This is a genomic window from Pseudomonas sp. S04 (assembly GCF_009834545.1).
Taxonomy (GTDB): Bacteria; Pseudomonadota; Gammaproteobacteria; order Pseudomonadales; family Pseudomonadaceae; genus Aquipseudomonas.
The window spans coordinates 4,076,305-4,090,791 of record NZ_CP019427.1 but is presented as its reverse complement, the minus strand read 5'-3'; the positions used below and the strand labels follow the sequence as shown (position 1 = coordinate 4,090,791).

Genomic DNA, 14,487 nt, shown 5'->3' with positions numbered 1-14,487 from the left:
TTATCGTACTTCATTGCCGTAAATGTCGATAGTCTTGTTGAATTTATAGTCAGCTTTTGCTGATTTGCCTTCATTGACTATTTTAATAGAGTATCGGTCTTTATTTGGCTTTCTTGAAGTTGAGAACTCATATTGCTTGGCATCTATATGTTTCTTCGCTATTTCAGTTAGCCAGTCTTTGGTGATGGGCGCCTTGTTTTTTCTGTATGTCAGGTCAAGTGTTGCGTTAAGTGGGAAGGCAAGGTGCACTTCGGCGGTCTCGGCTTTGGGCTTAACAGCTCCTGAATTTTGCTGTTTGTCAGTGGTCGAGACGCTGTCAGGACTAATTGAAAGCTGTTCGCTCACTACTGATTTGTTGTACGGGCCATCCGGCAGAAGTAAGTTTGATTTTACTAGTATGCCTAAGTAATTTATCAATCTTTGGTGGTTTACGGCGCCAGGTAGTTTCTTGGTGTTGAGTGCGCTTGTCAGCCCCGCAGAGGAGTAGATTGACTGTCCCAAGGAAATGACCTGTTTCCCTTTGATCAGTGCCTCAAGACCCACGGTGCTGTTGATAGTGACGACCAAATCCGACCAGTCCAGCCAATGGTCGAGACTTTTCTCACTGGATACTTTAACATTGTCAAAGCGAGGGATGTTAATCAGCGTTTCAGCGGTCTCTTCTGGATGTGGCCGAATCAGGAAGGAGCTGTCAGCAGTATTCAGTGCCGAGTAAATGTCTAAAAATGTCTCTCGCATCGAGCGGTATTTGCAGTACAGGATAATGTTCGTATCCAGTTGAACCTGCAGTGGGAAAAAAATATTTAGGTTTTTCTTGGGCTCGGCTTTTTCAATGGCTTGAGAGCCGATATTGAATAGCTGCTTTACAAATGTTGTCTCCTCGCTCGACAGTAAGTAATTGTCGACTGAGGTAGGGGTCAGTTGATTTAGCGATGAAGCGCCATTCACGCCTAGGCGATCAATAAAAAGTGAGCCCTTAAGCAGTCCGCGCTCAAGGAATGCGCACTCTATTTTTCGATGCTCGCAGACAAGCCGCAGGATATTGGCAACATATCCTGTGAACCCGTTCCAGATGATTATTTTTTCTGGGTTTTGGGTTGATATGATGTGAGAAAGCGTCTTGTGGATCCTATGGATGTCTCGGATGGTTTTTACGCGCTGTCCGGGCCAGCCCACGATTGGACGTCTTCTTGCTTCAGCAACCATTACATCGTTATATTTGATCCCGTCCTCGAGAAAGGAATCGATTGTAATCTCTTTTGCTGGAGTGTCTTGGAAAGCATGCGCTTCGAGTGAAATGGTATTGATTCCCTTGTTCTCGAAGTAACGTCCCTTTAAGTTAGAGTACAAAAGGATTGTCGGTGAATGCCCAGCCTCTTTGAGTTCAAGGGCCAGTGTCATTATTCTGTTTTGGTTCTCTAAGTGGTCGCCGCATTGAATAAGTATGTTCATATCTGCACTTTGATTTGCCGTGCTCCCGACGTTTTAACGTTGAGGAGCAGGGCTTGCTACTAATTCGCACAAGGTTTTTGTACGCGGTTACTCGAGGTTATGCAGGCACTCGCTGGGACTCAACGCTACGGCCGTAGCGGTCCTCAAAACGGACAATGTCATCTTCGCCCAAGTAACCACCCGACTGCACCTCAATCATTTCCAGAGGGATTTTCCCTGGGTTCTCAAGTGCGTGTACTACCCCAACTGGAATATAGGTCGACTGGTTTTCGGTGAGCAGTATCTGCTTATCGCCAATCGACACTTTTGCTGTGCCAGTCACAACAATCCAGTGTTCTGCACGGTGATGGTGCATCTGTACCGAGAGTTTCTGTCCTGGGGAAACAGTGATGCGCTTCACCTGGTAACGAGGTCCATTATCAATGGAATCGTAGGCGCCCCATGGACGATATACCTTGCGATGGTTGGTCGCTTCCGTGCGGGCGCTCTGTTTGATGCGATCAACCAGGAGCTTGACGTCTTGTGACTTGTCTTTGGCGGCGACCATCACAGCGTCTGCGGTTTCCACCACGATCACGTCATCGAGTCCCAGGACTGTCACCATACGATGTTCAGCGTGAACATAGGCATTGCTGGTGGATTCAAGCATCACGTCGCCACGAGAGGCATTGCCTTGCGCGTCTTTGTCTGCGATCTCCCAGACCGCCGACCACGAGCCCACGTCGTTCCAGCCTGCATCCAGAGGCACAACCGAGACCTGGTCGGAGCGTTCCATCACGGCATAGTCGATCGAGATGTTTTCAGCGGCCGCGAAGCTCAGCATGTCGAGGCGCGTGAAATCCATGTCTTCTTTGGCGTTGCTCAGTGCAGCTTCTACCGCTGCCAGCACTTGGGGTGCGTGCTCGCGCAACTGGGCGAGCATGCTCGACGCCTGGAACAGGAACATGCCGCTGTTCCAGTAGTAGCGGCCGTCGGCGACGTAGTGTTCGGCGGTAGGCAGATCCGGCTTTTCGACAAACTCATCGACTGCCTGAATAGCATTCGACTTCTCGGCCACACGGATGTAGCCGTAGCCGGTTTCCGCTTTGTTAGGCACGATGCCGAATGTCACGATGCGGCCATCACGGGCAGCGGGCACGCCCTTCTGGAAGGCGGCGCGCAGTGCTTCCAGGTCATCGAAGACGTGGTCAGCTGGCAGCACCAGCAGCAGCTCATCCTTGCCGGTTGCCAGTGCTTTCACGACCGCTGCAGCAATCGCAGGCGCAGTATTGCGACCGATTGGCTCGAGCAGGATGGCTTGTGGGTTGATGCCCAGTGCGCGGCACTGTTCGGCAACCAGGAAACGGTGGTCTTCGTTGCTGACGACAATCGGTGTCAGTGGTCCATCCTGAATGCCAGCGAGGCGCGACAGCGTATTCTGGAATAGCGACTGGTCGCCGTGCAGGGTCAGGAATTGCTTCGGGTGCATGGCACGCGAAAGTGGCCAAAGTCGGGAGCCGGAGCCGCCAGAAAGAATTACCGGGATCATGTAATTTCCCTATCGCTGATCGAATTTATAAAGTTACTTGTAGGCGCCAGTGGCACGGCCCAACATCATGGTTTGTACGACTGGCGAGATAACTTTTTGCCACTCGTAAACTGCTGCGTTGGTTACGTAAATGGTGTCATCAGGCTTGACTATGATCTGGCGAGCATAGAAAACGGCTGCTGGATCACGCATGTCCAGGCGTAGAACAGTAGGCTTGGCATTGGTTCCTTCGCCCATGCGAAAGACAAATACGCCCTCTGGGTTCGCGCTGGCTTCTCTCAGGCCGCCGACGCTACCCAAAGCGTCAAGCAAACTGGTGTTCTGCCCAGGAAGATCCTTAAGGCCGGGCTCGCCGACAGCGCCCATTGCAACGAAGCGTTGGCGAGCGCGGTCCAGGACGACTTCCGAGTTCGGGCGCAGCACCATGTTGTTGCCGGCCAGCACGTCTTCATAGTTGAACTGTTGCACCTGGCTGCCGGTACGCACTGTGACATTGACCAGATGAGGCTCAAGCACCGGACCACCGGCCTGGTTGACGGCGTCCAGCAAGGTCAGTGGACCCTGCAGGGTGCTGAAGCGGCCAGGGGATTTCACCGCGCCGGCAACCAGTACCGACCCCGACAGATCGCCCACCAGTTCAACGTGAGTTTGTACGTCGGTTGTGACACCTTTGAGCTGCTTGCGGATCATGTTCTCAACCTGGTTGAGGGTCATACCCGCCACGAACTGACGACCGACGTAGGGCAGGGAAATCATGCCTTGATCGTCAATGCGGGTCTTCAGTTGGGTGCCGCCGCTGGAGAGCGGGGCGAACAGCGCCGAGCCTTCAGGGGCGTTGTCGGTGATCAGCACATTGAGGATGTCGCCAGCCATCAGGCGCGCGGAAGGCGCGACTGGCTTGGCAATCGAGGCTTGCACCGGGCGCACGGCACCGCGCATGTAGGGGCCGATGGTGTTGGCGTTGATCTCGACCAGGTTGTAGGTTTCGTTCTTGCTCTCGATATCACCCTTGTACGGGCCTGCGCCCGACAGCGTGCCGCCACAACCGCTGAGTCCCAGGCCGGCGAGGGCCAGCGCTGCCAGTTTCAGTTTGAATTTTGCTGGAGTTGTAAGGGATTTAATCACGATGATCCTCGATCGAAGCCAGGATGAAGCGGGTGATGCCGTACAGCATGAGCAGGCCAAGCAAGATCGTTGCCAGGTTGTACAGACGCTCTGGGTACAAGGCGAGTTGCGGACTGTTCGGGCTGACTACTGTGACCAGGGTGCGAATTTTTTTGCTGGCTTCAATACGGGCATTGTCGAGGGCAGCGACGGCTGTCTTGTAGCTTTCTTCGGCGATGCCTGCATCCAGGGTCAGTTGCTGGAAGCGCGAGGCGACGACGTTCAGTTGCGAGCCATTGGGCGAGGAAACCAGCAGGCGCTTTTCCTTGGCTAGTTGCTGAGTAATGGCATTGACCTTTTGCTTTTGCTGTTTCACCTGCGGTGAGTCGGCGCGCAACTTGAATTGCATCTCGGTGAGGATTGCCTGTTCCTTGGTGTACTGGCCTTCCAAGTCGGCAATGATGGTTGCGCGGCTTTGTGCAGTGTTGGCACCGTCCAGTACCTTGTTGTCGTTCTGGAAGTCCAGCAACTCGGTTTTGCGTTCGGCGTAGTTGACGCGCGCGGTTTCCAGTTCGCTCTTGGCGAAGGCCATTTGCTCGCGAGCGATGCTGTGGCTGACTTCGTTGACGAAATGCTCGCTGGCCTCAAGGATGGTGCGCAGCATCTGTTCGGACAATTCCGGGGTGAACGCCTGGACTTCGACGCGCAGCAGGCCGGTGGTTTCGTCGTAGTGGGCAGAAACCATGCGCTGGTAGTACTTGAGCAGGTCTTCGCGCTCGGCGTCCTTGTCCAGCCAGAAGAAAATATCGTTGCGCTGGGCGGCGTATTGCTCGATCCAGTGCAAGCGTTCTTCCAGCAGCAGCATCATGTCCATGGACACGATATACTCGCGCAGATAGAGGGTTTCTTCGCGCGAGGCAGGATTGGTGCCAGTGAGCAAGGTTGCCAGTCCGGGTACGGCAGCGCCTGGGTTGCCACCGTCCTGGCGCACGACCACTTGCGCGGAGCTCACATAACGATCAATGGCGAACATGCCGTAGTAAATGGCTGCCAAGGCTAGTGGAAGGACGACCAGGCCAATTGCCAGGCGCCAGCTCTTGAGTTTACCCGTACTGCTCATATGTGATGCATCCTTGATGTGAAACGGTGCTGCGATATAGGAAGATGTTTGTTCAGGTGTTGTATGCCTTGATGCCTTCGGCGACGTCTTCGTAGATCTGGATATTGCCGTCGTTGATCAATAGAACGATGTCGCAGAGCTTTTCGACTTCGGGCATGTTGTGAGTTACCAGTACGACTTTTGATTGCTGGCGCTTTTCCTGAAAAACTTCTGCGCACTTGCGTCGAAATTGGGCGTCGCCCACTGACATTACCTCGTCGATCAAGTAGTAATCGAAGTCAAAGGCCATACTGAGGCCGAAGGCTAAGCGTGAACGCATGCCTGACGAATAGGTCTTGATGGGTTCGTCAATCCAGTCGCCGATTTCAGCGAAGTCTTGCACGTATCGAACCTTTTCACGCATTGCATCGCCTTCAGCGCCGTAAACTCGGCAAACGAATTTGATGTTGTCGCGACCGGTCATGCTACCTTGAAAACCACCCGAGAGTCCGACGGGCCAGGAAATGCTTTTGTCAGTAACGATGGAGCCTGAGTCAGGAATGTCGGCGGCACCAAGGAGACGCATCAGCGTTGATTTGCCTGCGCCGTTTCGTCCGATCAGAGCAATATTCTTGTCTGGTGGAATCGATAGTGAAAGGTTGCGGAAAACATGCCTCCGACCTTTTGGAGTGAGGTAGGACTTGGTGACGTTCTTGAGCTCAAACACGTTTGCCGATCCTCATCCGTTCTTCGTGGAAATCAAATGCAGGCGACGAGCGCGATAGCTGCCCAGAGCTACGAACAGCAAAATCACAGTGAACGTAATCACATACTGGATAGATACGCCGTCTACGGGGGCGTAGTGCGGCAACACTTCGGCGCGGACCAGTTCAACCAGATGCAGAAATGGATTTAATAGCAACAAAGGCATCATCTCTTGAGGAAGGTAGGATGCGGGCATCAGAACACCAGAAATGAAGTAAAGAGGGAAAAAAGCCATCCGAATCACTATTTTTAGGCTGGGTAGGGCGTGAGTGACCAATGCCAGCAGCATCCCCAGGCCGAAAGCAAATAGAAGCCCGATGCTGAGCGTAGCCGTCCACTGTAGTGGACTGTGCACCGTCATATCGAAACCGAACCAAGCGAAGCCAAATACCAATATCGCGTACACCGTGGCGCTGATACACGCTTCTACCAATGCGCGAGCGATGTAGGTATCCAGCGGTTTGATCTGTTTGTAAGCAAAAAGTGAGCGATTTTCCCTAAGGCTGTCCATTAATCGAAGCGCAATGTTGCGATAGAGTAAAAATGGGGCCATTCCGACAAGCACGAATACGGGATATTCGACGCCAGCGACAGTTCTGCCGCGAATCAGAGAAAAAAGTAGGGTGAAAAGCAATAGATGGCAGATCGGCTCAATCAACGTCCACACAGCCCCCATTCTACGGTCGCCGAACCGCGCCCGGGCCTCACGCAGTATCAGAGCAAAGATGACTGATTTTTGAATCTGGAAAGAGGAGCGAGGTTTCACGATTTTTACCGCACAGCAAAGCGGCGTGCCTGGGCGCGCCGGTGAATTCGTTTCAGAAATGGCCCGTATCCGCGCGGTGACTTGGGGATTCGGGCGGCTTCCGTGCTCAAGGGGCGTGAGATTAATCGCTGGGTGGTATTAGCGTCAAGCGAGAATCATTCCTTTATGCCTACAAGGATTAAAATGCTTTCCTATGGGTGCATATCACTTCACGGGTTGTACAGAAGTGCGAAAATATATAACTTCTTAAAAGTGACAGAGTGAATTCCAATTCCGCACCAATGGTGTTGCAATGCCATCACGGTTCGCTTATTTTTTAGGATGCGCTGTGTCCTGCTGGGCGATAGGCTGCCGAAGATTGTGTACAATTTTGCGATGCTGGCAATACAATTCTACCCGTATTTTACGTCGATTCTGGCGCCTTGAGGTTTTGAGTCGGGCTTCATGCCGAATAAGCGTCCCAGTTGTCAACTTGTTTCTGTTGATCATGAGTTCAGATTTTCAGAATTTTGAGTTTATAAGGTTGAGCCGTTGTTGAGTTAGGATGTTTTCGAGTAGAAGTGTTTAGCGTAGGTTTTTGTTGTTTTTAAGTTTTTTATTTTTAGGTGTTTTTGGGGGTGGTTGTGGATTTACGTTCAAGTGCTGATGATAGATCTGATGATGGATATTCTCTGTGTCTATTAGGCACCTCGAACGGGGTAATAAAAAACGGCTATTCTTCATATTTTTCTTCCTCAAGCAATGTGAAGTGTTTTGATAATTTTTCAATTGGGGCGTGTACTAGTTCTTTCGTCTTCTATAACCTCGCAAAAATCAACATGGCTAACTATGATTTTTGCATTCTGGATCTGTGTGTGAATGATGGCTTGTGGATGAAGGCGAAGCATGTCGATCCACAGCATTGGATAGATATTCTAGCTGAGGTATGTTGTCGCATTCTTTCGTCGGGGTGTGTGCCCGTGATTCTGGTGCTGCCGACCCCTGACTTGATTTCGGATAGCGGCAAAATAACGGCTCTCTTGCGGGAGTTGTGCATGGAATTGCGGATCCCCTATTTTGATTGTTATGAGTTGATGGAAAAACTCAAGTCTGATCGCGATTCTTCGCATGGCGAATTGCTACGGTTATTCAAAGACAGCGTGCACGTACGTGATGATTTTGGTGTCGAGTTGTCTAGGCTGATCGATGGGTGCTTAGCAAATTATAAAAAAAATTTGGGGGTAGGTGATTCCTTCGTTTTTAAGACTCTGGTGAGGCATCACGTTTTACATCTTGGTTCGCAGTTTGGCGATGATGTTTGTGTGCGAAGAACGTCGCGTGCTGGTGAAGTGTTTTCTCATGTTTCGCAATCGCATGGTGATTTTGAAATTTCAGTTCCCAGAGGGGCCGAAATAATTTCTGTCTGTATCGATTTGAAGGCTTCGTGTGGCTTCCTGAAAATCATAGGTGATAACGAGTGTGAGTATAAGTTATCTAGCTCTTATTACAATGAGGACTGGAGCTCCACTGGCGCAGGAGTGATTTTGGCTTTTAGACCGCTGAAAAATACTGTTGTATCGTCGAGCGGAAAAGTTTGTGTGAGAGTAACGGCGAACTCGGGCGAGGTTGACAGTTCTAAGGTCTGTCAGGCGCTAATTTCATCTGTAATTATTAGATCTGACCGATATAAAATTGGTGTTCCTTTCTTGTTTGGTGGTGATATTGATATGGTTAAATCCTTAGGGATGGTTGAAATTCAAGGGCTTTTGCCTTTGATGGGGCGTGCGAATGTTGACGGTGCGTTTAAAGTTGTTGAAGCTTAAACTCATTGATTCTCGAAGTGCTTTATACTGGGGGAATTTATGTTTGATCGCTCGGGGTTACTTGTCGGTGCTGGTTTCGCAAACTAAGCTGTATTTTTTATAGCTTTGTGTGGCTCGGTCTGTGGCCGCAGGACGTGAGCATATCTAATCATCAAGTAACACTAAGCTGACCGCCGCAAAATATGCGGTATACAGTCTGCGCAGCTACGACGTGAAGCTGAGCGAACTGTACGGCCTTGATCCCGCAGCAGCCACCCGTCGCGTCATCGTCCGCACCGCCGCCGAGATTGGAAAGTCCAAGGAGGCGCGCTGATGGAAACGATGACTGAAATACGCTTCATTCTCGAGCACGGCGAAATCGTTAGCCTTCAGCGCCGCTATGTCGCTCCGGTTCTGGGTAAGCGCTCCATGAACCCCACCTATTCAAAAATAGGCGGCGCGCTTAGCGGTGCGATGCGAACGAGCAGTTCCAAGGCAGTAAGGCTTCGTAATCTTCAACCGAGGTTGCCTGTGGCAGGCGTTCAAGTGCGTGGCGCAGCCACGCATAGGGCTCTTGGCCGTTGGCTTTAGCCGTCTCGACCAGGCTGTAAAGTTGAGCGCTGGCCATCGCGCCTTTGGGCGTGTCGCTGAACAGCCAATTCTTGCGCCCGATAACGAAGGGCCGGATCGCACGCTCGGCCGCATTGTTGTCGATCGGCAAGTAACCGGCTTCGGTGTAGCGCACCAACTTGATCCAGTTGCTGGCCAGGTAGCTGATGGCTTTGCCCAGTGCATTTTGCGCCGTCACTTGTGGCTGGGTTTTCTCCAGCCATGTGTGCAACTGCGCCAACACCGGCAGGCTGTTTTGCTGTCGGCTCTCGTGGCGATATTCATCGCCGACTTCTTTCAAATCTCGCTCGATACCGTACAGCTTGTTGATCAGATTCAGGGCGATATCGGCACGCCCGGTTTTGCCTTTAGGCTGCACTTTTTGCGCCTCGACAAACTTGCGCCGCGCATGTGCCCAACAGCCTAAACAGTCGACACCGGATTGCGCCCCCAAGGAGTTATAACCAGCGTAATCATCGGTCATCAGGTAGCCGCGATAACCTTCGAGCAGGCGCGACGGAACCTCCTGCGCCCGGCTGGTCGAGTAGTCAAATAAGATAACGGGTTGATCCGGCGGCCCGCCGGTTTGCACCCACATCCAGGATTGGCTGGTGGGCTCTCGATCTGGCTCTTTCAGCACCTGTACACGCGTTTCGTCGCAGTGGATGACGCGGCTTTCCAGTAGCCGGTCGCGCATCAAATTCAGCAACGGCTGCAAGTGTTCACCGCACTGGATAACCCATCGAGCCAAGGTCTGGCGTGGGATATCGATACCGTGGCGGCCCAGCACTTTTTCGAAGCGGTGAAGCGGTAAGCCGTCGACGTATTTGGTCGTCAGCAGCATCGCCAGGACACTCGGGCTGGCCATGCTTTTTTCAATCAGTTGAGCGGGCTTGTCCGCTGTAACCGGTGCAGTTTCGCAATCGCGGCAACCGTAGATCTTGCGCACATGTTTGATCACGCGGATTTGCATCGGCACGATCTCAAGCTGCTCGCTGATTTCCTCGCCAATGGTGTGTTTACGGCAACCGCAGGCGCAGATCAGTTCGTGCTCGGGCAGTTCGTGGATGACTTCAATGCGCGGAAGATCGGCGGGCAGAGGCTGGCGTTTACCGCGATGTTTGGTCGGAGCTACGACCTCTTCTTCCACCGTTTCGTCGACAGACTCGGCCACGCTTTCAGCTTCGTTGAACAAGGCCATTTGCGGGGTCGCGGGATCGGCTGTTTGCTCTGACTTGCGCCCGAAAAGGCGCTGACGCAACAGCGCGTTTTCTTCTTCGAGATGAACGATTTTGCCCTTATCCGACTCGCGCTCACTCAGCATTTGCTCAAGCAGTCGCTTGAGCAAAACAGGGTCGTCAGGAAGGTCTTTGGGCATGGAAATCATGCCCTGGATTATACCGAATCAAGCGACGAATCGAGGCGTCAAAACTTGATGCGGACGGTTGCGCCACAAATCAAAACCGTCCAGTAACCAGTTGAGTTCTTGAACCGTCAGTACGATGGCTTCATCCGAACAATCCGGCGATGTTTTGAAGCGCTCGGACTCCAGGCGCTTTAGCCAAAGGCAGAAGCCGTTGCGCTCCCAATACAAAATCTTCACTCGGTTTCGAGGCTTGTTGAGGAACACGAAAAGCACCGGGTCAAACACCGCGACCTTGATGTCCTGTTCGACCAGAGCGGCAAGGCCGTCGATGGATTTTCGGAAGTCGACGGGCTTGGGGTAGAGATAGACTTTTTCGACTTTTGCGTCGGGACGCATCATGAGGTGCTGGCTCCGGAAAGGAATCGGGAGCACAGCATCGGGGATCAGGTGGTGAGTTTGAATGTGGGGTTTATGGAGCGCTTACGGTTCTGGAAGGGCTCGCAGCAGATCCGCGAGGCACCAAAGTCTATCGCGTGATTCTGCGTCCGGGCCGCATGTTAGATACCTTTAGGAGGGGATAGGTCGATGAGCATGACAGGTCGCGAAATGCTGGATCTGGCTGCGAAGGCTGCCGAACGAGACCCGTTAGGCGGCTACCTTAGTGAAATACAAATTAATCGCTGGTAACCTAGCCGCATTGTTCGCCACCAACTGGCCAGCAAATCGGATCGTGCAATGCAAAGAGCAGAAAAAGGTGCTACAGATGATTGATAATGTAAGAAAACTTAACAAAATTGGAAACTATAATGGTGCACTTGAGGCCTTAGAAGGGATTGAGAACAAAGACCGTTATCATTACTGTGAGGCAGCTAAATCATATTTGGCGCTCAAAGACTACAATGCAGCGTTAACTAGCATAGACAAAGTAATATCTTTAAAGCAGGACTGGGTTGGCGCCTACGGAATAAAAATATCTGTTCTATATAATCAGAAACAATTTGATTCTATTGTTCCTACTCTGATAGATATGATAAACCACAGCGAAAAACTAACGGATAGAGAGAACTCATATCACTTGGTATTTAATACGATCTTGGATTACAATATTCCAGGCGTACTGACTTTGATAGATAGCCTTTTAGAATATTACAAGTACAGGTTGGGCGAGGATGATTTTTACAACTTCTATAAAGGAATAGTAAACGCCAATACGAAAAAAATGGAACTTGCGTCAGATAACTTTAACAAGATAACCAATGTCGAGAAATTTGGGGTGCGGTCAACTGGCGCTGCATCATTTAGCTATGGCGCGTCATTAATAGAAGTCTTGGAAGGCGATTATAGTGAAAGCTTGCCAGTAATCTACTTCAGCAAAAATAACGTTTCGATATCTAATTTCGAAACTGTGCTTTTAGCATCCTGTGATGATGGTTATTTTAATATTTTCATAGATCTGATTATTGCTAGCTTCTCCAAAAAACTCACCAGGAAATTATTGCACATACACCTTATCAATCCAGTAAGTAGTACACTAGATAGGTGTTCGGAGCTGTCGGGGAAATACGATTTTTTTAACTTTTCCTATGAGGCAAATCCAGGCGCACAAAAATTGGAATTTGCATGCTCTAGATTCGTTAGGCTCGAAGAGTTTCTTAGCTTTTACAAAAAAGATATTGTAGTTTGCGATATGGACTCCTGTTTTGTTTCGGATTTTGATGCGCGAGCTTTGCTTGGGGAGGATGATGTAGCGATAAAGTCAGACCACTCATGCGCGCTACACTATTATCCATGGAGACAATTAATTGCTTCCTTTGTGATTTTTAAATACAGCGATCCAACAATAAAGCTCGCAAATAATTTGAAGAAATTTCTAATGCATTTTATTCAAAAGAATGACCAAAATTATTGGTTTGTAGATCAGACGGCATTATTCTGCTTGCTCGATTATCACTATTCCAATCACGAGCTGCGCTATAATTCTATTGAGCGAACGAGCAATATGGTATTGGTTCCGGACGCACGATCCGAGTCAAAAGAGGACTTTGTGAAACGTATGATAAAGTCATTGCATCCTGACGCCAGCCATTAACGATATTTTCTTTACCTAAAAACAATCTAGCCTAGTAACAATCCTGCTGGGCTTTTTGATATTGCTGTATGAAGCGTGGAGTGGGGCTAGTCAAATCATAGCCCTTCACACGCCTTCGGCTAGATCCTCTGTAAGCGCTCCATAAACCCCACATTCAAACTCACCACCTGATCCCCGATGCTGTGCTCCCGATTCCTTTCCGGAGCCAGCACCTCATGATGCATCCCGACGCAAAAGTCGAAAAAGTCTATCTCTACCCCAAGCCCGTCGACTTCCGAAAATCCATCGACGGCCTTGCCGCTCTGGTCGAACTGGACATCAAGGTCGCGGTGTTTGACCGTAAGCGCTCCATGAACCCCACCTATTCAAAAATAGGCGGCGCGCTTAGCGGTGCGATGCGAACGAGCAGTTCCAAGGCAGTAAGGCTTCGTAATCTTCAACCGAGGTTGCCTGTGGCAGGCGTTCAAGTGCGTGGCGCAGCCACGCATAGGGCTCTTGGCCGTTGGCTTTAGCCGTCTCGACCAGGCTGTAAAGTTGAGCGCTGGCCATCGCGCCTTTGGGCGTGTCGCTGAACAGCCAATTCTTGCGCCCGATAACGAAGGGCCGGATCGCACGCTCGGCCGCATTGTTGTCGATCGGCAAGTAACCGGCTTCGGTGTAGCGCACCAACTTGATCCAGTTGCTGGCCAGGTAGCTGATGGCTTTGCCCAGTGCATTTTGCGCCGTCACTTGTGGCTGGGTTTTCTCCAGCCATGTGTGCAACTGCGCCAACACCGGCAGGCTGTTTTGCTGTCGGCTCTCGTGGCGATATTCATCGCCGACTTCTTTCAAATCTCGCTCGATACCGTACAGCTTGTTGATCAGATTCAGGGCGATATCGGCACGCCCGGTTTTGCCTTTAGGCTGCACTTTTTGCGCCTCGACAAACTTGCGCCGCGCATGTGCCCAACAGCCTAAACAGTCGACACCGGATTGCGCCCCCAAGGAGTTATAACCAGCGTAATCATCGGTCATCAGGTAGCCGCGATAACCTTCGAGCAGGCGCGACGGAACCTCCTGTGCCCGGCTGGTCGAGTAGTCAAATAAGATAACGGGTTGATCCGGCGGCCCGCCGGTTTGCACCCACATCCAGGATTGGCTGGTGGGCTCTCGATCTGGCTCTTTCAGCACCTGTACACGCGTTTCGTCGCAGTGGATGACGCGGCTTTCCAGTAGCCGGTCGCGCATCAAATTCAGCAACGGCTGCAAGTGTTCACCGCACTGGATAACCCATCGAGCCAAGGTCTGGCGTGGGATATCGATACCGTGGCGGCCCAGCACTTTTTCGAAGCGGTGAAGCGGTAAGCCGTCGACGTATTTGGTCGTCAGCAGCATCGCCAGGACACTCGGGCTGGCCATGCTTTTTTCAATCAGTTGAGCGGGCTTGTCCGCTGTAACCGGTGCAGTTTCGCAATCGCGGCAACCGTAGATCTTGCGCACATGTTTGATCACGCGGATTTGCATCGGCACGATCTCAAGCTGCTCGCTGATTTCCTCGCCAATGGTGTGTTTACGGCAACCGCAGGCGCAGATCAGTTCGTGCTCGGGCAGTTCGTGGATGACTTCAATGCGCGGAAGATCGGCGGGCAGAGGCTGGCGTTTACCGCGATGTTTGGTCGGAGCTACGACCTCTTCTTCCACCGTTTCGTCGACAGACTCGGCCACGCTTTCAGCTTCGTTGAACAAGGCCATTTGCGGGGTCGCGGGATCGGCTGTTTGCTCTGACTTGCGCCCGAAAAGGCGCTGACGCAACAGCGCGTTTTCTTCTTCGAGATGAACGATTTTGCCCTTATCCGACTCGCGCTCACTCAGCATTTGCTCAAGCAGTCGCTTGAGCAAAACAGGGTCGTCAGGAAGGTCTTTGGGCATGGAAATCATGCCCTGGATTA

11 protein-coding genes are annotated in these 14,487 nt (G+C 51.4%); 2 read left to right on the top strand and 9 right to left on the bottom strand.

The window, feature by feature from the left end; translation table 11 throughout:
* The 6 genes from PspS04_RS18075 to PspS04_RS18050 all read right to left on the bottom strand — a co-directional run bounded on the left by PspS04_RS18075 (window position 1) and on the right by PspS04_RS18050 (window position 6,714).
* Window positions 1–1,452, bottom strand: a complete 1,452-nt coding sequence (locus PspS04_RS18075; RefSeq protein ID WP_159996982.1) for a capsular polysaccharide export protein, LipB/KpsS family — start codon at window positions 1,450–1,452, stop codon at window positions 1–3.
* A 97-nt stretch (window positions 1,453–1,549) separates the two neighbouring features.
* Complete coding sequence (locus tag PspS04_RS18070) at window positions 1,550–2,980, bottom strand: mannose-1-phosphate guanylyltransferase/mannose-6-phosphate isomerase (RefSeq protein ID WP_159996981.1); 1,431 nt, start codon at window positions 2,978–2,980, stop codon at window positions 1,550–1,552.
* 33 nt (window positions 2,981–3,013) lie between these two features.
* The gene (locus PspS04_RS18065) at window positions 3,014–4,105 is read right to left on the bottom strand and encodes a polysaccharide biosynthesis/export family protein (RefSeq protein ID WP_174244587.1); all 1,092 of its coding nucleotides are present in this window, start codon (window positions 4,103–4,105) and stop codon (window positions 3,014–3,016) included.
* Window positions 4,098–5,204, bottom strand: coding sequence for an ABC transporter permease (locus PspS04_RS18060; RefSeq protein ID WP_159996980.1), 1,107 nt, complete (start codon window positions 5,202–5,204; stop codon window positions 4,098–4,100). The genes PspS04_RS18065 and PspS04_RS18060 overlap by 8 nt, the downstream gene beginning before the upstream one ends.
* Before the next feature lie 52 nt (window positions 5,205–5,256).
* Window positions 5,257–5,910 (bottom strand): ABC transporter ATP-binding protein, encoded by a 654-nt coding sequence (locus tag PspS04_RS18055; RefSeq protein WP_159996979.1) that lies wholly within the window; start codon window positions 5,908–5,910, stop codon window positions 5,257–5,259.
* Between the two features lie 12 nt (window positions 5,911–5,922).
* Entirely contained in the window at window positions 5,923–6,714 is a 792-nt protein-coding gene (locus PspS04_RS18050) for an ABC transporter permease (RefSeq protein ID WP_159996978.1), read from the bottom strand.
* Window positions 6,715–7,337: 623 nt separating this feature from the next.
* Here PspS04_RS18050 and PspS04_RS18045 point away from each other — a divergent pair.
* Window positions 7,338–8,516 (top strand): hypothetical protein, encoded by a 1,179-nt coding sequence (locus PspS04_RS18045; protein WP_159996977.1) that lies wholly within the window; start codon window positions 7,338–7,340, stop codon window positions 8,514–8,516.
* 442 nt (window positions 8,517–8,958) lie between these two features.
* Here PspS04_RS18045 and tnpC (PspS04_RS18040) read toward each other — a convergent pair whose 3' ends face one another.
* Both tnpC (PspS04_RS18040) and tnpB read right to left on the bottom strand, forming a co-directional pair.
* Window positions 8,959–10,491, bottom strand: coding sequence for an IS66 family transposase (gene tnpC, locus PspS04_RS18040; RefSeq protein ID WP_159996975.1), 1,533 nt, complete (start codon window positions 10,489–10,491; stop codon window positions 8,959–8,961).
* Between the two features lie 18 nt (window positions 10,492–10,509).
* On the bottom strand, window positions 10,510–10,869 hold the full coding sequence (gene tnpB, locus PspS04_RS18035) for an IS66 family insertion sequence element accessory protein TnpB (protein ID WP_237234930.1): 360 nt from the start codon (window positions 10,867–10,869) through the stop codon (window positions 10,510–10,512).
* Between the two features lie 364 nt (window positions 10,870–11,233).
* Here tnpB and PspS04_RS18030 point away from each other — a divergent pair, with 364 nt between their 5' ends.
* Window positions 11,234–12,559, top strand: coding sequence for a tetratricopeptide repeat protein (locus tag PspS04_RS18030; protein ID WP_159996976.1), 1,326 nt, complete (start codon window positions 11,234–11,236; stop codon window positions 12,557–12,559).
* Between the two features lie 384 nt (window positions 12,560–12,943).
* Here PspS04_RS18030 and tnpC (PspS04_RS18025) read toward each other — a convergent pair whose 3' ends face one another.
* A complete protein-coding gene (gene tnpC / locus PspS04_RS18025) occupies window positions 12,944–14,476 on the bottom strand; it encodes an IS66 family transposase (RefSeq protein WP_159996975.1) in 1,533 nt (510 codons plus the stop codon).
* Window positions 14,477–14,487: the final 11 nt, after the last annotated feature.

Excerpts from the sequence above, each read along its gene's own strand:
- tnpB (WP_237234930.1), bottom strand. The coding sequence starts at position 10,869 with ATGATGCGTCCCGACGCAAAAGTCGAAAAAGTCTATCTCTACCCCAAG.
- PspS04_RS18030 (WP_159996976.1), top strand. The coding sequence starts at position 11,234 with ATGATTGATAATGTAAGAAAACTTAACAAAATTGGAAACTATAATGGT.
- tnpC (WP_159996975.1), bottom strand. The coding sequence starts at position 14,476 with ATGATTTCCATGCCCAAAGACCTTCCTGACGACCCTGTTTTGCTCAAG.
- PspS04_RS18070 (WP_159996981.1), bottom strand. The coding sequence starts at position 2,980 with ATGATCCCGGTAATTCTTTCTGGCGGCTCCGGCTCCCGACTTTGGCCA.
- tnpC (WP_159996975.1), bottom strand. The coding sequence starts at position 10,491 with ATGATTTCCATGCCCAAAGACCTTCCTGACGACCCTGTTTTGCTCAAG.
- PspS04_RS18075 (WP_159996982.1), bottom strand. The coding sequence starts at position 1,452 with ATGAACATACTTATTCAATGCGGCGACCACTTAGAGAACCAAAACAGA.
- PspS04_RS18060 (WP_159996980.1), bottom strand. The coding sequence starts at position 5,204 with ATGAGCAGTACGGGTAAACTCAAGAGCTGGCGCCTGGCAATTGGCCTG.